The organism is Streptomyces blattellae (assembly GCF_009709555.1).
GTDB classification, from domain to species: domain Bacteria; phylum Actinomycetota; class Actinomycetes; order Streptomycetales; family Streptomycetaceae; genus Streptomyces; species Streptomyces blattellae.
In genome coordinates this window covers 1-17,776 of the sequence record NZ_WJBG01000077.1, presented here as the reverse complement: position 1 = coordinate 17,776, position 17,776 = coordinate 1, and the positions used below count along the sequence as shown (strand labels likewise).

The 17,776-nt window shown below is 71.3% G+C and carries 13 protein-coding genes; 7 read left to right on the top strand and 6 right to left on the bottom strand.

Annotation, left to right across the window (positions count from 1 at the left end; all coding sequences use genetic code 11):
• Positions 1-821: 821 nt before the first annotated feature.
• Positions 822-3,098 carry a heavy metal translocating P-type ATPase gene (locus GFH49_RS01665; protein ID WP_155053928.1) on the bottom strand — a complete coding sequence of 759 codons (2,277 nt, stop codon included), beginning with the start codon at positions 3,096-3,098 and terminating at the stop codon, positions 822-824.
• Positions 3,099-3,156: 58 nt separating this feature from the next.
• On the bottom strand, positions 3,157-3,372 hold the full coding sequence (locus GFH49_RS01660; protein WP_155053927.1) for a heavy-metal-associated domain-containing protein: 216 nt from the start codon (positions 3,370-3,372) through the stop codon (positions 3,157-3,159).
• A gap of 170 nt (positions 3,373-3,542) precedes the next feature.
• On the opposite strand from GFH49_RS01660, the gene GFH49_RS01655 reads away from it, so the two are divergent.
• Positions 3,543-4,589 carry a zinc-dependent alcohol dehydrogenase family protein gene (locus tag GFH49_RS01655; RefSeq protein ID WP_155053926.1) on the top strand — a complete coding sequence of 349 codons (1,047 nt, stop codon included), beginning with the start codon at positions 3,543-3,545 and terminating at the stop codon, positions 4,587-4,589.
• 48 nt (positions 4,590-4,637) lie between these two features.
• Here GFH49_RS01655 and GFH49_RS01650 read toward each other — a convergent pair whose 3' ends face one another.
• Positions 4,638-4,838, bottom strand: a complete 201-nt coding sequence (locus GFH49_RS01650) for a helix-turn-helix transcriptional regulator (RefSeq protein WP_155053925.1) — start codon at positions 4,836-4,838, stop codon at positions 4,638-4,640.
• Positions 4,839-5,319: 481 nt separating this feature from the next.
• Positions 5,320-6,237 carry a sugar phosphate isomerase/epimerase family protein gene (locus GFH49_RS01645; RefSeq protein ID WP_155053924.1) on the bottom strand — a complete coding sequence of 306 codons (918 nt, stop codon included), beginning with the start codon at positions 6,235-6,237 and terminating at the stop codon, positions 5,320-5,322.
• Positions 6,238-6,361: 124 nt separating this feature from the next.
• Between GFH49_RS01645 and iolC the strand changes: the two genes are divergently transcribed.
• From iolC to mmsA, 5 genes are read left to right on the top strand one after another with little or no spacing between them, the layout of a single operon-like run.
• Positions 6,362-7,327 (top strand): 5-dehydro-2-deoxygluconokinase, encoded by a 966-nt coding sequence (iolC, locus tag GFH49_RS01640; protein WP_155053923.1) that lies wholly within the window; start codon positions 6,362-6,364, stop codon positions 7,325-7,327.
• Positions 7,324-8,205 carry a Cgl0159 family (beta/alpha)8-fold protein gene (locus GFH49_RS01635; protein WP_155053922.1) on the top strand — a complete coding sequence of 294 codons (882 nt, stop codon included), beginning with the start codon at positions 7,324-7,326 and terminating at the stop codon, positions 8,203-8,205. The genes iolC and GFH49_RS01635 overlap by 4 nt, the downstream gene beginning before the upstream one ends.
• A 7-nt stretch (positions 8,206-8,212) precedes the next feature.
• Positions 8,213-9,034: a 5-deoxy-glucuronate isomerase gene (gene iolB, locus GFH49_RS01630; RefSeq protein ID WP_155053921.1), complete on the top strand. Its 822-nt coding sequence runs from the start codon at positions 8,213-8,215 to the stop codon at positions 9,032-9,034.
• On the top strand, positions 9,031-10,914 hold the full coding sequence (gene iolD / locus GFH49_RS01625; RefSeq protein WP_155053920.1) for a 3D-(3,5/4)-trihydroxycyclohexane-1,2-dione acylhydrolase (decyclizing): 1,884 nt from the start codon (positions 9,031-9,033) through the stop codon (positions 10,912-10,914). The genes iolB and iolD overlap by 4 nt, the downstream gene beginning before the upstream one ends.
• Before the next feature lie 21 nt (positions 10,915-10,935).
• A complete protein-coding gene (mmsA, locus tag GFH49_RS01620; protein ID WP_155053919.1) occupies positions 10,936-12,438 on the top strand; it encodes a CoA-acylating methylmalonate-semialdehyde dehydrogenase in 1,503 nt (500 codons plus the stop codon).
• A 47-nt stretch (positions 12,439-12,485) separates the two neighbouring features.
• Here mmsA and GFH49_RS01615 read toward each other — a convergent pair whose 3' ends face one another.
• Positions 12,486-13,331, bottom strand: coding sequence for an SCO4651 family lipoprotein (locus tag GFH49_RS01615; RefSeq protein ID WP_155053918.1), 846 nt, complete (start codon positions 13,329-13,331; stop codon positions 12,486-12,488).
• 84 nt (positions 13,332-13,415) lie between these two features.
• Complete coding sequence (locus tag GFH49_RS01610) at positions 13,416-14,798, bottom strand: condensation domain-containing protein (protein ID WP_155053917.1); 1,383 nt, start codon at positions 14,796-14,798, stop codon at positions 13,416-13,418.
• Positions 14,799-15,099: 301 nt separating this feature from the next.
• Here GFH49_RS01610 and GFH49_RS01605 point away from each other — a divergent pair, with 301 nt between their 5' ends.
• Positions 15,100-17,745: a CocE/NonD family hydrolase gene (locus GFH49_RS01605; protein ID WP_155053916.1), complete on the top strand. Its 2,646-nt coding sequence runs from the start codon at positions 15,100-15,102 to the stop codon at positions 17,743-17,745.
• Positions 17,746-17,776: the final 31 nt, after the last annotated feature.

The following is a 17,776-nucleotide window of genomic DNA, read 5'->3' as shown; positions in this document are numbered from 1 at the left end:
GACTTCGTGCCGGTGGAGTCGCGCTGACGCTTGCTGGTGAGGGGCGCTGGTGGTCCGGTGCCCCGTCACTGGGCTTGGCCCTGTGGTTGCCGCGGGCGTGGTCGAGCGTGATGTCGTGCCGGACGGTCGAGGCGCGCTGAGCCTGTCATCGCCGGGCGCGCTGGCCGTTCACTGGGGCGGGCGCGGCGGGCCCGGCGGGTGAGCCGAAGGGGCGGGTCGGGTTCTGGACGCCCGGCATCGGCGCCCCGGAGGCGGACCAAGCCTTGAAAAAAGCATGAAGAAGGCGCCCTGGCGGCGGTCCCCCCACGGGCCGACGTCCAGGGCGCCTTCCCATGTCCCGGTGCGGATTCCCCCCACGGGATCCGGCCGGGCGTCTGTGAGAAACCAGCGCCTGAATCGCTGTCGAGCAGACTGCCGAGGCAGCCTTTGAGCAAAACGAGCGGAACTCGTCGTACTCCTGGGGTGTGCGGCCTGCCGGGACAGCGCACGATCGGGAGGGCCGCTCAAAGCTTCCCGTCTGTACGTGCCCCGGCAACGCGGCTCTGAGGAAGTCCCCCAAGACATCCTCAGATGTCAGTAGGCGCCCCCCAAGACGCTTTCTGACATCGTCAACTTAGACCTTCGAACCCCTTCGATGGTTACCTTCACATCACTGTGATCTGCGTCTCTCGCATATGTCCGGTACGTACGCAAGAGCCCCGATTTCCTGATCGGGGCCCCATCGTAAGGATGATGCGGGAGCCTTGTGAAGAGCTTATGTGAGGGTCGGTGCGGACTCCAGAGGGTCTCTCACCTCTACTTCCGCGTAACCAGCGGTAACTTCAGCGGAAGGTCCGCAGCCGGAGGCTGTTCGTCACCACGAACACGGACGAGAAGGCCATCGCCGCCCCGGCGATCATCGGGTTCAGCAGCCCGGCGGCGGCCAGCGGCAGCGCGGCCACGTTGTACCCGAACGCCCACACAAGATTGCCCCTGATCGTGGACAGCGTCCTCCGGGACAGCCGGATCGCGTCCGCGGCCACCCGCAGATCCCCCCGCACCAGCGTCAGATCGCCCGCCTCGATCGCCGCGTCCGTCCCCGTGCCCATCGCCAGCCCGAGATCGGCGGTGGCGAGCGCCGCAGCGTCGTTGACGCCGTCACCGACCATGGCGACCGTACGTCCCTCGCGCTGCAACCGCCGTACGACGTCGACCTTCTCCTCGGGCAGCACCTCGGCGATCACCTCGTCGATTCCGACGGCCCGCGCGACCGCCTGAGCGACCGCCCGGTTGTCGCCGGTCAGCAGCACCGGCGTGAGCCCCAGCGCGCGCAGCTCCCGCACCGCCTCCGCGCTGGTCTCCTTGACGGCGTCCGCGACGGCGACGACACCGCGTGCCACTCCGTCCCAGCCGACGACGACGGCCGTACGACCGCTGCTCTCGGCCGCGTCCCTCGCGCTCGCCAGCTCCGCCGGGAGTGCGGCCGTGTACTCGACGAGCCGCCCCACGGCCACCTCACGGCCCTCCACCCGCCCGCGCACGCCCCGTCCGGGCACGTTCTCGAACCGCTCGGCCGGCGGCAGCGGCCCGACGCGCTCCTCGGCGCCCACGGCGACCGCGCGGGCGACGGGATGCTCGGAGGCGTGCTCCAGGGCGCCGGCGAGGCGCAGCAGCTCCCGTTCGTCGACGCCTTCGGCGACGTACACCTGCTGGAGCGCCATCCGGCCGGTGGTGACCGTTCCGGTCTTGTCCAGGACGACCGTGTCGACGCGGCGGGTGGACTCCAGGACCTCGGGGCCCTTGATGAGGATGCCGAGCTGGGCGCCGCGGCCGGTGCCGACCATCAGGGCGGTCGGGGTGGCCAGGCCCAGCGCGCACGGGCAGGCGATGATCAGGACCGCGACGGCCGCGGTGAACGCGGCGACGGTGTCGCCGGTGACGCCGAGCCAGGCGCCGAACGTGGCGACCGCGATGAGGATGACGACCGGCACGAAGACCCCGGAGATCCGGTCGGCGAGCCGCTGCACCTCCGCCTTGCCGTTCTGCGCGTCCTCCACCAGCTTCGCCATCCGGGCGAGTCGGGTGTCGCCGCCGACCCGGACGGCCTCGACGACCAGTCGCCCGCCCGCGTTGACCGTGGCGCCGGTGACCGCGTCCCCGACCGTCACGTCCACCGGCACGGACTCGCCGGTCAGCATGGAGGCGTCGACGGCGGAGGAACCCGCCACGACCGTCCCGTCGGTGGCGATCTTCTCCCCGGGCCGTACGACGAACCGGTCGCCGACGGCCAGCCGGGCCACCGGAACCCGCACTTCCGCGTCTCCCCGCAGAACGGCGACGTCCTTCGCGCCCAGCTCCATCAGCGCCCGCAGGGCCGCCCCCGCACGGCGCTTGGAGCGGGCCTCCAGATAGCGGCCCAGCAGGATGAACGCGACGACCCCGGACGCCACTTCGAGGTAGACCGTCGACGCGCCGTCCATGCCGCCGGCGGTCAGCCGGAAGCCGTCCCGCATGCCCGGCATACCCGCGTCGCCGAAGAACAGAGCCCACAGGGACCAGCCGAAGGCGGCCAGCGTGCCGAGCGACACCAGCGTGTCCATGGTGGCTGCGCCGTGCCTGAGGTTCGTCCAGGCGGCCCGGTGGAAGGGCAGGCCGCCCCAGACGACGACGGGCGCGGCGAGGGTGAGCGCGAGCCACTGCCAGTAGTCGAACTGCAGGGGCGGGACCATCGACAGCACGATGACCGGGACCGCGAGCAGCGCGGAGACGGTGAAGCGGTGGCGGTAGGGCGTGAGTCCGGGGTCCTCGGGCGACGGCGCCTCGCTGACGGGCGCGGGCTCCTCCGCCGTATAGCCGGTCTTGACCACCGTGGCGATCAGGTCCGCGACCTCGGTGCCCGCGGGGTGGGTGACCCTGGCCTTCTCCGTCGCGAAGTTCACCGTGGCCGTCACGCCGTCCATGCGGTTGAGCTTCTTCTCGACGCGGGCCGCGCAGGCGGCGCAGGTCATGCCGCCGATGAGCAGCTCGACCTCGCAGGTCGCGGCTATCGGTGCCGGGGAGGCGGAGGCGGAGGCGGAGGCGGAGGCGGTGGTGGTGGAGGCGGTGGTGGTGCCGGTCATGCGCTCAGAGGCTCTCGGAGTGCGCTCACGGTGATCTCGGGGGGCTCTCGGAGTGCGCTCAGGCCGTGCCGACGAGCTCGAAACCGGCCTCGTCCACGGCGGCGCGGACTGCTTCCTCGTCCAGCGCGGACTCCGAGACGACGGTGACCTCACCGGTCGAGGCGACGGCCTTCACCGAGCTGACCCCGGGGAGCTCCGAGATCTCGCCGGAGACGGCGCCCTCGCAGTGTCCGCAGCTCATCCCGCTGACCTTGTACGTGGCCGTGATGCTCATGTCGTACTCCTCGTGGAGGCATGTGGGGCTGAGGGGACCCAGGGGGGAGCCCCATACTCATAGGATATACCCCTAGGGGGTATTTCCCAAAAGTGGGGTGCGACCAGGCACGATGGTGCCGTGGACGACAGCCGGCAACGCGCGGGCACGCACCTCGGAGGCTGGGAGACATGCGCGCAGTGATGTTCGAGCGGTACGGGGAACCGGCCGAGGTCAAAGAGGACGTGCCGGACCCGGCACCCGCCCCCCACGGCGTGCTCGTGCGGGTCGAGGCGACCGGCCTGTGCCGCAGCGACTGGCATGGCTGGCAGGGCCACGATGAGGACATCACGCTGCCGCACGTGCCGGGCCATGAACTCGCCGGTGTCGTCGAGGCGGTGGGCGACCGTGTGACCGCATGGCGGCCCGGTGACCGGGTGACGGTCCCCTTCGTGTGTGCCTGCGGCACCTGCGCGTCCTGCGCGGCGGGCGACCAGCAGGTGTGCGAGCGCCAGACCCAGCCCGGTTTCACCCACTGGGGCTCCTTCGCCCAGTACGTGGCGCTGGACCACGCCGACGTCAACCTCGTCGCGGTGCCCGACGGCATGTCGTTCGCGACGGCGGCCTCGCTGGGCTGCCGGTTCGCGACGGCGTTCCGGGCGGTGGTGCAGCAGGGCCGGGTGGCGGCGGGGGAGTGGGTCGCGGTGCACGGCTGCGGGGGCGTGGGCCTGTCGGCGGTGATGATCGCGGCGGCGTCCGGGGCGCGGGTGGTCGCCGTCGACGTATCCGAGCGAGCCCTGGACCTGGCACGGAAGTTCGGGGCGGCCGAGTGCGTGGACGGGACGAGGACGCCGGACACCGCCACGGCGATCCGCGAGATCACGGGCGGCGGTGCCCACCTCTCCCTGGACGCTCTCGGCGCACCCGCGACCTGCGCCGCCTCCGTGAACGGTCTGCGCCGCCGCGGCCGGCACGTCCAGGTCGGGCTGCTGCCCTCACCCACGGGCACCACCCCGGTCCCGATGGCCCGCGCGGTCGCCCTGGAACTCGAACTCCTCGGCAGCCACGGCATGGCGGCTCACACCTACCCGCCGATGCTGGAACTGGTCCGGACCGGCGCCCTGCGGCCCGACCTCCTGGTCACCTCCACCATCACCCTGGACGCGACGCCGGCGGCCCTCGCCGCGATGGGCACGGCACCGGGAGCGGGTGTGACCGTCATCGAGCCGTGGGCCTGACGGCTGGGTGTCCGGGAGAGGACCGTGCCCCACGCGGGCGCGGGCCGTTCAGTCCTCTCGACGTGCCCGGTTGCCCGGGCGGGCGGCGACCCACGCCCGGACGGTGTCCGCGTACCAGTAGGGCTTGCCGCCCTCCACATGGTCGGGCGGCGGCAGCAGCCCGTGCTTGCGGTAGGAGCGAACGGTGTCCGGCTGCACCCGGATGTGCGCCGCGATCTCCTTGTAGGACCAGAGCCGTCGGTCGGTCATGAGGTGTACCTCCCCGCGCGCACCGCGGTGGCGGCCGGGGACGGCCGTCGGGGGGACCGGGCGCTGCGCTGGCGATCACAAAGCCTGCGACCGGTGAACGACGCGGAGTGAGCGCAGGTCAGGGCCTGTGTACCGGGTGTGACGGAAAATCGGCGTACACGCGACATGTGTGACACGAGGGGGGCGTTTGTGACAGAGGTGAAGCGCAGGCGCGCGCCGGATCGAAGGCGCGGCGCATTGACAACGCGCGCATGCTGCGACGCCCTCAGGGGCGCGGGGAACTGCGCGACAAGCCCCCACCGGCCCGCACTCGCCCTGCTACAGAACCCGGCAGGACCATGAGGCGCCCGGCACCCCCGGAGGGCTGCGGCACCCCCGGAGGGCTGCGGCACCCCCGGAGGGCTGCGGCACCCCCGGAGGGCTACGGCACCCCCCGGAGGGCTACGGCACCCCCCGGAGGGCTACGGCACCCCCCGGAGGGCTACGCCCCGCACGACCTCAGAAACGCCCGCGTCCGCCGCGCGATCGGCAGCGGCGCATCCGCCTCACACGGATACATGTCCTGCTCCACGATCGCGAACAGATCCACGTCCAGCCGCTGCGCGGCCTCCAGCACGGGCCCCAACGCGGGCACGCCGGACGGCGGTTCGCACATCACGCCCCGCGCCACCGCGGGACCGAACGGCGTCCCCTCCGCCCGCACCTCCGCCAGGATCTCCGGATCCACCTGCTTGAGATGCAGATACCCGATCCGCTCCCCGTACGTCTCGATGAGCTTGACGCTGTCCCCGCCGCAGTACGCGTAATGCCCGGTGTCGAGACACAGCGACACCAGCCCCGAATCCGTCCCGTCCAGGAACCGGACGACGTTCTCCTCGCTGTCGATGTGCGTGTCGGCGTGCGGGTGGACGACGATCTGCAGGCCGTACTCCTCGCGCACCCGGCTTCCCAGCCGCTCGGTCAGCGAGGTGAGGTTCCGCCACTGCTCGGCGGTCAGCGAACTCGGCTCCAGCACCTCACCGGTCTTGTCGTCCCGCCAGAAGGACGGGATGACGACCAGGTGCTTCGCCCCCATGGCCTGCGCGAGCACCGCGTTGTCCGCGACGTGCGCCCAGGTCTTGTCCCACACGGCCGCACCGTGGTGCAGGCCCGTGAAGACGGTCCCGGCCGACACCTTGAGGCCACGCCTCGCGGTCTCCTCGGTGAGCACGGCCGGATCGGTCGGCAGATAGCCGTACGGGCCCAGCTCGATCCACTCGTAGCCGGACTGCGCGACCTCGTCGAGGAAGCGCTGCCAGGGAACCTGCCGCGGGTCGTCGGGGAACCACACACCCCAGGAGTCGGGCGCGGACCCGATCCGGATGCGGGACAGTGAGGGCTGTGGTGACAACGAAGTCATGGCGGTCAGCTTCCGTTCGCACGACAGCCCTGTCAAGCTCTGGTCCGAATGTCAGGACAAAACATTGACAGGGCTCGCCATCGGGGTCTAGAAAGCCGGAGAGAGCCGATACGAAGGGAACGCGATGGCGTACGACCTGATCACCATGGGGCGGATCGGCGTGGACCTCTATCCGCTGCAGACGGGTGTCCCGCTGCCGCAGGTGACGTCCTTCGGCAAGTTCCTCGGCGGATCGGCGACCAACGTCGCGGTCGCCGCGGCCCGCCTCGGCCGCCGTACCGCGGTGATCACCCGTACCGGCGACGACCCGTTCGGCACCTACCTGCACGAGGCGCTGCGGGACTTCGGCGTCGACGACCGCTGGGTCACCCCGGTCGCCGGGCTGCCGACCCCCGTCACCTTCTGCGAGGTCTTCCCGCCGGACGACTTCCCGCTGTACTTCTACCGCCGTCCCAAGGCCCCGGACCTGGAGATCGACGCCCATGACCTGGACCTCGACGCGATCCGCGAGGCGAGCGTCTTCTGGGTGACCGGCACGGGCCTGAGCGAGGAGCCGAGCCGTACGGCGACCCTCGCGGCCCTCGCCCACCGGGCCAAGGCCGGCACGACGGTCTTCGACCTCGACTGGCGCCCCATGTTCTGGAACGACACAGCCGTGAGCGGCCCCGACGCCGCCCGCCCCTTCTACACCGAGGCCCTGCGCCACACCACCGTCGCGGTCGGCAACCTCGACGAGGTGGAGGTCGCCACCGGCGTCCGCGAACCGCACGCCGCCGCCCGCGCCCTGCTCGACGCCGGCGTCGAACTCGCGGTCGTCAAGCAGGGCCCCAAGGGCGTCCTCGCCGTCAACCGCCAGGGCGAGACGGCCGAGGTCCCGCCCCTGCCCGTGAACGTTCTCAACGGCCTCGGCGCCGGTGACGCCTTCGGCGGGTCCCTCTGCCACGGCCTCCTGGAAGGCTGGGACCTGGAGAAGACCATGCGGCACGCCAACGCCGCCGGTGCCATCGTCGCCTCTCGACTGGAGTGCTCGTCCGCCATGCCGACCCCCGCCGAAGTGGAAGCCGCGCTCACCGCGGGAGCCGTGCTGTGACCGTCGACATCGAGGCGCTGGTGCGCACCCGCAGCCACCATCCCGAGGCGATCGCCGAAGCGGCGGCCCGCCGCACCCGCCGGCCGCTGACAGGCGACTCGGGCCGGCTGATGATCGTGGCCGCCGACCACCCCGCCCGCGGCGCGCTCGGCGTCGGCGACCGCAAGCTCGCCATGGCCAACCGCGCCGATCTGCTGCAGCGCCTGTGCCTGGCGCTCGCCAGACCCGGCGTCGACGGTGTCCTCGCCACCGCCGACATCCTGGACGACCTGCTGCTGCTCGGCGCCCTCGACGGCAAGGTCGTCATGGGCTCGATGAACCGCGGCGGCCTCCAGGGCGCCTCCTTCGAACTCGACGACCGCTTCACCGGCCACCGGCCCCAGGACATCGAGCGCCTCGGCTTCGACGCGGGCAAGCTGCTGCTGCGGATCGACTACGACGACCCGGGCTCCCTCACCACCCTGGAGTCCACGGCCCGCGCGATCGACGACATGGCAGCCCGCCGGCTCCCCGTGTTCGTCGAGCCGTTCATCAGCCGTCGTACGCCCGAGGGAAGGCTCCGCAACGACCTCTCCGCCGACGCCGTCACCAAGTCGATCGCCATCGCCTCCGGCCTGGGCGGCACCTCGGCGTACACCTGGCTGAAGGTTCCCGTCACCGACAACCCGGACGACATGGCCCAGGTCATGGAGACCTCGACCCTGCCCGCCGTGCTGCTGGGCGGGGACGTCGGGGATGACCAGGACGGCGCGTACGAGAAGTGGCGCGGCGCCCTCCAACTGCCCACCGTGCAGGGCCTGGTGGTCGGCCGTTCGCTGCTGTACCCGGCGGACGGCGATGTGGCCGCCGCCGTGGACACCGCCGTAGGACTGCTGTGAGGGCCGCATGAGCAACGAGTTGTACGTTCCGAAAGGCACCGCCGCCGACGGGCGCTACGCGCTCGACATCGATCCCGAGCGGGCCGGCTGGACCCACTCCAGCCTGCGGATCGTCGAGCTGGAGGCGGGCGGTTCGCACACCTTCACCACCGGTGAGAGTGAGTGGATCGTGGTGCCGCTGAGCGGTGGTTGTACGGTGCAGGTGGAGCACGAGGTATTCCAACTCCTGGGCCGGGAGAGCGTGTTCGCGTCGGTCACCGACTTCGCGTACGCGCCCCGTGACGCCCGGGTGCAGATCGCCTCCGGCGCGGGAGGCCGCTTCGCCCTGGCAGGAGCGAAGTGCGAGCGACGACTCCCCGCCCGCTACGGCCCCGCGCCGGAGGTTCCCGTCGAGCAGCGCGGCAGCGGCAACTGCTCCCGCCAGGTGCGGGGCTTCGCCGCAGCCGACGCGTTCGAGTGCGACAAGCTCATCGCGGTCGAGGTGATCACACCCGGCGGCAACTGGTCCTCGTATCCGCCGCACAAGCACGACGAGCACCGGCTGGGCGAGGAGGCGGAGCTGGAGGAGATCTACTACTTCGAGATCGACGGTCCGAACGGCTTCGGCTATCAGCGCGTATTCCCCTCCCGTGAGGGCGGATCCGATGTCCTCGCGGAGGTCCGCTCCGGAGACGCCGTGCTCGTCCCCGACGGATGGCACGGCCCGTCGATCGCCCAGCCCGGACACGACATGTACTACCTGAACGTCATGGCCGGTCCGGGTCGGACACGGGAGTGGCGGATCTGCTTCCACCCGGCCCACGTAGAAAGCACTGGGGGTTACCGATGACCTCGACGACGAGGCTGACGGTCGCGCAGGCGCTGGTGCGCTTCCTGTCCGTCCAGTACACCGAGCGGGACGGCATACGGCACCGGCTCATCGACGCCACCTGGGGCATCTTCGGCCACGGCAACGTCGCCGGACTCGGCCAGGCGCTGGTCGAGTACGCCGACGCCATGCCCTATCACCAGGGCCGCAACGAGCAGTCCATGGTGCACGCGGCGATCGGCTACGCCCGCCAGTCGGGCCGGCTGTCCACGCACGCGGTCACGACCTCCATCGGGCCGGGCGCGACCAACCTGGTCACGGGCGCCGCGCTCGCCACGATCAACCACCTCCCGGTGCTGCTCCTCCCCGGCGACATCTTCGCCACCCGCCCCGCCGACCCGGTCCTCCAGCAGCTCGAAGTGCCGTACGCGGGCGACATCTCCGTCAACGACTGTCTGCGCCCGGTGTCGAAGTACTTCGACCGGATCCACCGCCCCGAGGCGCTGATCCCGGCGGCCCTGCAGGCGATGCGCGTGCTCACCGACCCGGTGGAGACCGGCGCGGTGACGCTCGCGATGCCCCAGGACGTCCAGGCCGAGGCCCACGACTGGCCGGACGAGTTCTTCGCCGAACGCACCTGGGTGGTACGACGGCCGGGAGCCGACCCGACCGAACTCGCCGAGGCCGTGCACGCGATCCGGGCCGCCCGGCGCCCGCTCGTCGTCGCGGGCGGCGGCGTCCACCACAGCCGCGCCGAGGAGGCGCTGGAGGAGTTCGCCCGCACCACCGGCATCCCGGTCGCCTCCACCCAGGCGGGCAAGGGCTCGCTGCGCTTCGACCACCCGCAGGACGTCGGCGCCGTCGGCCACACCGGCACCGCGACCGCCGACGAACTCGCCCGCACCGCCGACCTGGTGATCGGCGTGGGGACGCGCTACACCGACTTCACCACGGCCTCCGGCACCCTCTTCACCGGCGAGAACGTCCGCTTCCTCAACCTCAACATCGCCCCGTACGACGGCCACAAGCTCTCCGGCCTGCCGCTGATCGCGGACGCCCGCAGCGGTCTCGCGGAGCTGACCGAGGCGCTGCAGATGCACGCCCACCGGGTCCCCGACGCGTACGTCACCGAGTACAGCGAGGACAAGGAGCGCTGGGAGCAGCGCGTCGACGCCTGCTTCGAGGCCGACGAACCCGATGTACGGCCGACGCAGCCGCAGGTCATCGGCGCGCTGGACGCCATCGTCGACGAGTCGGACATCGTCATCAACGCGGCCGGCTCGCTCCCGGGCGACCTGCACAAGCTGTGGCGGGCGCGGTCGGCGGACCAGTACCACCTGGAGTACGGCTACTCCTGCATGGGCTACGAGATCCCGGCCGCGATCGGCGTGAAGCTCGCGGCGCCCGACCGGCCCGTGTGGGCGCTGGTCGGCGACGGCACCTACCTGATGATGCCGACCGAGATCGTCACGGCTGTGCAGGAGGGCGTCGCGATCAAGATGCTGCTCGTGCAGAACCACGGGTACGCGTCGATCGGCGGCCTGTCGGAGGAGACCGGCGGTGAGCGGTACGGCACCGCGTACCGCTTCCGGGCGGCCGACGGCACGTTCTCCGGCGCCCCGCTGCCGGTGGATCTCGCCGCCAACGCCGCCAGTCTCGGCATGCGCGTGCTGCGCGCGAAGACCGTGGCCGACCTGCGGGAGGCGCTCGCCGAGGCGCGCGCCGCGGACACTCCCACATGTGTCTACGTCGAGACCGAAACGGCAGACACAGTGTCGGGGGCGCCTCCGGCGCAGGCCTGGTGGGATGTACCTGTGGCCGAGACCGCGACCCGATCGTCGGCGGTGAAGGCCCGCGAGGAGTACGACCGGCACGTCACTGCCCGACGCCGCTTTCTGTGAAGGAATGACTGGAGTTCAGCCATGACGAAGATCGTCAACCACTGGATCGGCGGCAAGTCCGTCGAAGGCGCGTCGGGTACGTACGGGCCGGTCACCGACCCGGCCACCGGCGCGGTCGACACGAAGGTCGCGTTCGCCTCGGTCGACGAGGTGGACGCGGCGGTGCAGGCCGCCAAGGAGGCCTACGTGACCTGGGGCCAGTCCTCGCTGGCCCAGCGCACCGCGATCCTGTTCAAGTTCCGTGCGCTGCTGGATGCCAACCGGGACGCGCTCGCCGAGCTGATCACCGCCGAGCACGGCAAGGTGCACTCCGACGCGCTCGGTGAGGTCGCGCGCGGCCTGGAGATCGTCGACCTGGCGTGCGGCATCAACGTGCAGCTGAAGGGTGAGCTGTCCACGCAGGTCGCCAGCCGCGTGGACGTCTCCTCGATCCGGCAGCCGCTCGGTGTCGTCGCGGGCATCACGCCGTTCAACTTCCCGGCGATGGTCCCGATGTGGATGTTCCCGATGGCCATCGCGTGCGGCAACACCTTCGTGCTGAAGCCGAGCGAGAAGGACCCGTCGGCATCGGTCAAGCTCGCGGAACTGCTGGCGGAGGCCGGTCTGCCGGACGGTGTCTTCAACGTCGTCCACGGCGACAAGGTGGCCGTCGACCGCCTCCTTGAGCACCCGGATGTCAAGGCCGTCTCCTTCGTCGGCTCGACCCCGGTCGCCCGCTACATCCACACCACCGCCTCTGCCAACGGCAAGCGGGTCCAGGCCCTCGGCGGCGCCAAGAACCACATGCTGGTCCTGCCGGACGCCGACCTGGACGCGGCGGCCGACGCCGCCGTCTCCGCCGCCTACGGCTCGGCGGGCGAGCGCTGCATGGCGATCTCCGCGGTGGTGGCCGTCGGCGCGATCGGCGACGAGCTGGTGGAGAAGATCCGCGAGCGCGCCGAGAAGATCAAGATCGGTCCCGGCAACGACCCCGCCTCCGAGATGGGCCCGCTGATCACCAAGGTCCACCGCGACAAGGTGGCCTCCTACGTCGAGGGCGCGGCGGCCGAGGGCTGCGAGGTGGTCCTCGACGGCACCGGTTACACCGTCGACGGCTTCGAGGACGGCCACTGGATCGGCATCTCCCTGCTCGACAAGGTGCCCACGTCCGCGAAGGCCTACCAGGACGAGATCTTCGGCCCCGTCCTGTGCGTGCTGCGCGCGGAGACGTACGACGAGGGCGTGGCCCTCATCAACAGCTCGCCCTTCGGCAACGGCACCGCGATCTTCACCCGGGACGGCGGCGCCGCCCGCCGCTTCCAGCTGGAGATCGAGGCCGGCATGGTCGGCGTGAACGTCCCGATCCCGGTCCCCGTCGGCTACCACAGCTTCGGCGGCTGGAAGGACTCCCTCTTCGGCGACCACCACATCTACGGCAACGACGGCACCCACTTCTACACCCGCGGCAAGGTCGTCACCACCCGCTGGCCCGACCCGGCCGACGCCCCGGCGGGCGTGGACCTGGGCTTCCCGCGCAACCACTGAGGGAACGACCTGAGCCCGGGCACGTCATGCGCCCGGGCTCAGTCGTGTCACTGAGCGCCGGCTTCCACAAGAGTCTCGGTGATGTCACCGGTCTGCGCGGCGGGCGGCACCTCGACGTCGGCCGTGGCGCCGAACTTCTCGAAGTCCATGGTGACCTTCATGGCGCCGGTCTCCTGTATCAGACGTACCGGCAGGTCCTTGTCGCCGACCCAGACGTCCATGGTCAGCGAGCCGTCGGGGCCGACCATCGAGCCGTAGAGGGACTCGTCGTCGCCGTACAGCTCCTTGAGCTGGCCCATGTTGCTCTCGTCGAGGACGGCCCTATAGTGCGTCGTCCGCTGCCCGTTCACGGTCTGGGTGCCGAGGTCCTCGACGTCCTCGGCGTACTTCAGGCTCTTCATCGAGGCCGACGGACTGCCGCCGGAACTCCCGCTGAGCGCTTGGGCGGCGTCCTCGCCGAACACGGCCGTACCGTCGATCTTCATCCACTCCTTGCCCGCGAGGGGGCCGGAGGGCTGCGGGTCGACGTCGTAGTAGTAGTCGCCGTCCACGAACAGGCAGCGGATGCTCGGCGCGGCCGTCAGCGTCTGCATCTGCGCGGCCTCGGTGTCCATCTCGACGTCGAAGGCGTACCCGTCGCCCCAGGAGTACGTGCCGGCCATGGCGATCGGGGCGCCGCCGTTGACCGAGGTGGTCATCTTCACCTCGGCGGACCCGAGTTCCTCGGTCCGGTCCGCGGCCCGCGACAGCACCGCCATGATCTTGTCCGCGTTGCCGGCCGCCTTGACCGCCTGCTCCGCGGTCTCCTTCGTGGCCTCCGCGCCGCACCCGGCCGTCGCCACCAGCGCCGCCGCCGTGAACCCCACCCAGGCAGCGGTGTACTTCTGCTTCATCTGTCCCCACCCGTAGCTGTGAATCGACTGTGCAGGAGACCCTACCGAGCCCCACTGACACCAGCGCCCACAGCCCGGTGATCGTCACCGCGCCGCCGACCTGACCAGGTCCCGCAGCCGCTCGACGTACAAGCGCATGTTCTTGTACGCGATGTCGGTGTCCGGATAGCGGCTCGCGAACCACAGGCCCTCGTGCAGCCGGTTGATCCACACGCACACCTGGTCGCCGTACGACACCCGCACCAGTCCGTACGCCGCCAGGTCGGACCAGTCCGCGGAGCGGGGCAGGCCCCGGCCGTCGACGAACGAGACGATGGAGTACAGGTCGGGCGAGGTCGGACGGAAGTCCGAGCCGAGCAGCCGCAGCACCCGGGCGATGGGCATGCGGGCCAGCGACCGGTTGGCGTGCATCTCGGCACGCACGGCCTGCAGCGCGGCCGGGAAGTCGAGTCCCGGCCCCAGGGGGATCTCGATCGGCGCTCCGCCCACGAACCAGCCCACGGTCTGCGACCACTGGGACTTCACCCGGGTGTGGAAGGGCACGACCGTGCGGTAGACGGACTGCCCGCCGATCTCCCGGACGATGAGGGCGGTGGCGGCCAGGACGCCGACGAGGCTGCCGCCGTAGGGCCGGCAGCAGGCCTCGAAGGCGGCGGCGTCGTCCGCGTCCACGAGCGTCTCCCGCATGAGCTTCTGGGCCGGCAGCCCGGCGCCGGGGTCCAGGCCGAGGTCGACGGGGAAGTTCGGCAGCCTGCCGTCGCAGCGGCCGATGAACTCCCGCCAGCGGGCGACGATCTCGTGGGTCTCGTCGATCCGGTCGGCGTCCGCCCGCTCGATCTCGCAGAAGTCGACATAACTGCTGACCGGTTCCTGCCGTACCGGAGTGCCCCCGACGCGTGCCGCGTACAGCTCGTGGATCTCGGCGGGGATGCGCTGGATCGAGTAGGAGTCGACGTTGCTGTGGTCGAAGGCCATGTACACGCTGGTGGAGTCCGCCCGCCCGACCGCCGTGTAGATGAGGTTCGGCCAGCGCAGCGCGTCCGCCGCCGTGTCGAAGCGGTCCTGGAGGTGCTGGACCAGTTCGTCCGCGTCGGGGAAGTCGCCGATGTCCTCGCGGTGCAGGGACACGGCCTCCGGGGCGAGGGTGAAGCGCCGTAGTTCGTCGCCGTCCGGCCGGAAGCCGCTGCGCAGCGTCTCGTGCCGCAGGGTCCAGTCCCGCAGCGCGTCCTGCAACGCGTCCAGGTCGACCCGGCCCGGGATGTCGAAGGCGGTGCCGAGCCAGGTCGGTACGAACAGGCCGTCCTCCCGCACACTTCGCGCCGTTTTGATGTGCGACTCCTGGATGTACGCCGGTGGCCGGGTGTCATCCGGCAGGCCTGCCGCCGTCTCGACGGTCGCGGGACTGAGCGTCCACTCGACGAGCCGTCCGGGCCGGACCTCGCAGCGCTGGATGTCAGTGATGCGCACAGGGCGTCTCCGTTCGCGAAGGGGGCAGACCTTCAAGGATCTGCCGGTGCGGTCCGGGAAACCCGCCGTGTCGTGATCTGTGTCGTGATCTTTCAATATCTTTCAATTGATCGAGTGGCGTTCCGAACGGCCGTGCCAGGCCTCCGTGGGGTGCGGCGATGGGCCGTCGATCGTGCAGGTACCGCCGTCGCGCATACCGCGGTCGCGGTATGCGCGACGGTGCGCGTACGCCCGTGGGAGGTGAGGGGGTTCCGCCCAGAAGCTGGCGGGGGCTGTCAGTCCGGCCGCGTACCGTTGACGCATGGATCTTCGATTGCCCGGACTGCGCGGGCCATGGTGGCCGCGGCGGCTTCTTGCCGCCGCGGCCGCCGTTGTCGTCCTCGCCGGTGCCGGTACGTGGACTGCCGTCGCCTCCGACGACGCGCCCGCGGTGCACCGCGCCGACCGGGTCATGGCCATGGGTGACGGGGTGCGCATCGACACCTCGTACTTCACCTCCGGCGGGGCCGGCCGCCGCCCCGCCGTCCTGCTGGCGCACGGCTTCGGCGGCAGCAAGGACGACATGCGCGAGCAGGCCGAGGACCTCGCCGCCGACGGGTACGCGGTACTGACCTGGTCGGCCCGCGGCTTCGGCGAGTCGACCGGCAAGGTGGGGCTCAACGACCCGGACGCCGAGGTCGCCGACGTCTCCAAGCTCATCGACTGGCTGTCCGAGCAGCCGCAGGTCCAGCTCGACAAGAACGGCGACCCGCGCGTGGGCATGGCGGGAGCCTCGTACGGCGGCGCGATCTCCCTCCTCACCGCCGGGTACGACGACCGGGTGGACGCCATCGCCCCGTCGATCACCTACTGGAACCTCGCGGACGCCTTGTTCCCGAACGGCGTCTTCAAGAAGCTGTGGGCGGGCGTCTTCGTCAACACGGCCGGCGGCTGCGACAACTTCGAGGCGCAGCTCTGCGAGATGTACGACCGGGTCGCCGAGTCCGGCACCCCGGACGCCCAGGCGCGACAGCTCCTTGAGGAGCGCTCACCGTCGGCCGTCGGCGACCGCATCAAGGTGCCCACACTGCTGATGCAGGGCCAGACGGACTCCCTCTTCCCGCTGGGCCAGGCCGACGCGGCGGCGAAGGCGATCCGCGCCAACGGCGCCCCCGTCGACGTCGACTGGATCGCGGGCGGCCACGACGGCGGCGACATGGAGCAGAGCCGGCTCAACGCGCGCGTGGACTCCTGGTTCGACCGCTACCTCAAGGACGACAAGAGCGCCGACACCGGCCCCGCCTTCCGGATCACCCGTACCGGCGGCGTCGACTCCGCGGACGGCGCGGCCGTACTGCGCGGCGCGAGCGACGACACCTACCCGGGCCTGGAGAGCGGCCAGAAGTCCGTCGCCCTGACCGGCCGCGAGCAGGACGTCGACAACCCGGCCGGCGCCAACCCGCCCGCGATCTCCTCCCTGCCCGGCCTCAGCGGCGCGGGCGGCCTCGGCCAGCTCTCCTCCCTCGGCGTCGGCGTCTCGCTGGACTTCCCCGGCCAGTACGCCGCCTTCGAGTCGGCCCCCGTCGGCGACGACCTGCGCATCACCGGATCGCCGACGGTCACCGTCCACGTCAAGTCCACCGGCGACGACGCGGTCCTCTTCGGCAAGGTGTACGACGTCGGCGAGGGCACCCAGCAGGTGCTGCCGTCCCAGCTGGTGACGCCCATCAGGGTCGAGAACGCGAAGGCCGGCCAGGACGTCACCATCACGCTGCCCGCCATCGACTACAACATCGACAAGGGCCACCGGCTGCGGCTGGTGCTCTCCTCCACGGACCTCGGCTACGCCTCCCCGGCGGCTCCGGCGACGTACACCGTCTCCCTGAAGAGCGACCTGAAGGTGCCGACGGCCTCCGGTGTGACCACCGCCGCCGCCCCGCTGCCGTCCTGGGTGTGGTGGCTGCCGCTCGCGGGCGCCGTCGTCGCCCTGGCCCTGCTGCTGACCGCCCGCCGCCGCACCGTGTCGGCGCCCCCGGACCCCGCGCTCGCCGAAGTGCCGCTGCAGATCACGGACTTGAGCAAGCGGTACGCGAAGTCGTCCGACCGGTACGCGGTCAAGGACCTGTCCTTCCGGGTCGAGAAGGGCCAGGTGCTCGGCCTCCTCGGACCGAACGGCGCGGGCAAGACCACGACCCTGCGCATGCTGATGGGCCTGATCAGCCCGGACGGCGGCGAGATCCGTGTCTTCGGCCACGCCATCCGGCCGGGCTCCCCGGTGCTCTCCCGGGTCGGGGCCTTCGTCGAGGGCGCGGGCTTCCTGCCGCATCTGTCCGGCCGGGAGAACCTGGAGCTGTACTGGGCCGCGACCGGCCGCCCCGCCGAGGACGCGCACATCGAGGAGGCCCTGGAGATCGCGGGCCTCGGTGACGCCCTCGCCCGCGCGGTGCGCACCTACTCGCAGGGCATGCGCCAGCGCCTCGCCATCGCCCAGGCCATGCTGGGCCTGCCGGACCTGCTCATCCTCGACGAACCGACCAACGGCCTCGACCCGCCCCAGATCCGCGAGATGCGCGAGGTGATGATCCGGTACGCCGCCGCCGGACGCACGGTGATCGTCTCCAGCCACCTGCTGGCGGAGGTCGAGCAGTCCTGCACCCACCTCGTGGTGATGGACCGGGGCAAGCTCGTGCAGGCGGGCCCGGTAGGGGAGATCATCGGCGGCGGCGACACACTCCTCGTCGGCACCGGTACGCCGCCCCAGGGGCCCGTCCTGGAGAAGGTCGCGGCGCTGCCGGGCGTCACCTCGGCCGTGCCCACCGACGACGGGCTCCTGATACGGCTCGACGACGACGGCACACCACAGCGTCTGGTCGCCGAACTCGTCCGCCTCGACATCCCCGTCCAGTCGGTCGGGGCGCACCGCCGCCTCGAAGACGCCTTCCTCACCCTGATCGGAGGCTCCGCATGAGCACGCTCACGGATGAGGGCGCGGTGCGCAC

Excerpts from the sequence above, each read along its gene's own strand:
- GFH49_RS01655 (WP_155053926.1), top strand. The coding sequence starts at position 3,543 with ATGCGCGCAGTGATGTTCGAGCGGTACGGGGAACCGGCCGAGGTCAAA.
- iolB (WP_155053921.1), top strand. The coding sequence starts at position 8,213 with ATGAGCAACGAGTTGTACGTTCCGAAAGGCACCGCCGCCGACGGGCGC.
- mmsA (WP_155053919.1), top strand. The coding sequence starts at position 10,936 with ATGACGAAGATCGTCAACCACTGGATCGGCGGCAAGTCCGTCGAAGGC.
- GFH49_RS01605 (WP_155053916.1), top strand. The coding sequence starts at position 15,100 with ATGGATCTTCGATTGCCCGGACTGCGCGGGCCATGGTGGCCGCGGCGG.
- GFH49_RS01665 (WP_155053928.1), bottom strand. The coding sequence starts at position 3,098 with ATGACCGGCACCACCACCGCCTCCACCACCACCGCCTCCGCCTCCGCC.
- GFH49_RS01650 (WP_155053925.1), bottom strand. The coding sequence starts at position 4,838 with ATGACCGACCGACGGCTCTGGTCCTACAAGGAGATCGCGGCGCACATC.
- GFH49_RS01645 (WP_155053924.1), bottom strand. The coding sequence starts at position 6,237 with ATGACTTCGTTGTCACCACAGCCCTCACTGTCCCGCATCCGGATCGGG.
- GFH49_RS01615 (WP_155053918.1), bottom strand. The coding sequence starts at position 13,331 with ATGAAGCAGAAGTACACCGCTGCCTGGGTGGGGTTCACGGCGGCGGCG.
- GFH49_RS01660 (WP_155053927.1), bottom strand. The coding sequence starts at position 3,372 with ATGAGCATCACGGCCACGTACAAGGTCAGCGGGATGAGCTGCGGACAC.
- iolC (WP_155053923.1), top strand. The coding sequence starts at position 6,362 with ATGGCGTACGACCTGATCACCATGGGGCGGATCGGCGTGGACCTCTAT.
- iolD (WP_155053920.1), top strand. The coding sequence starts at position 9,031 with ATGACCTCGACGACGAGGCTGACGGTCGCGCAGGCGCTGGTGCGCTTC.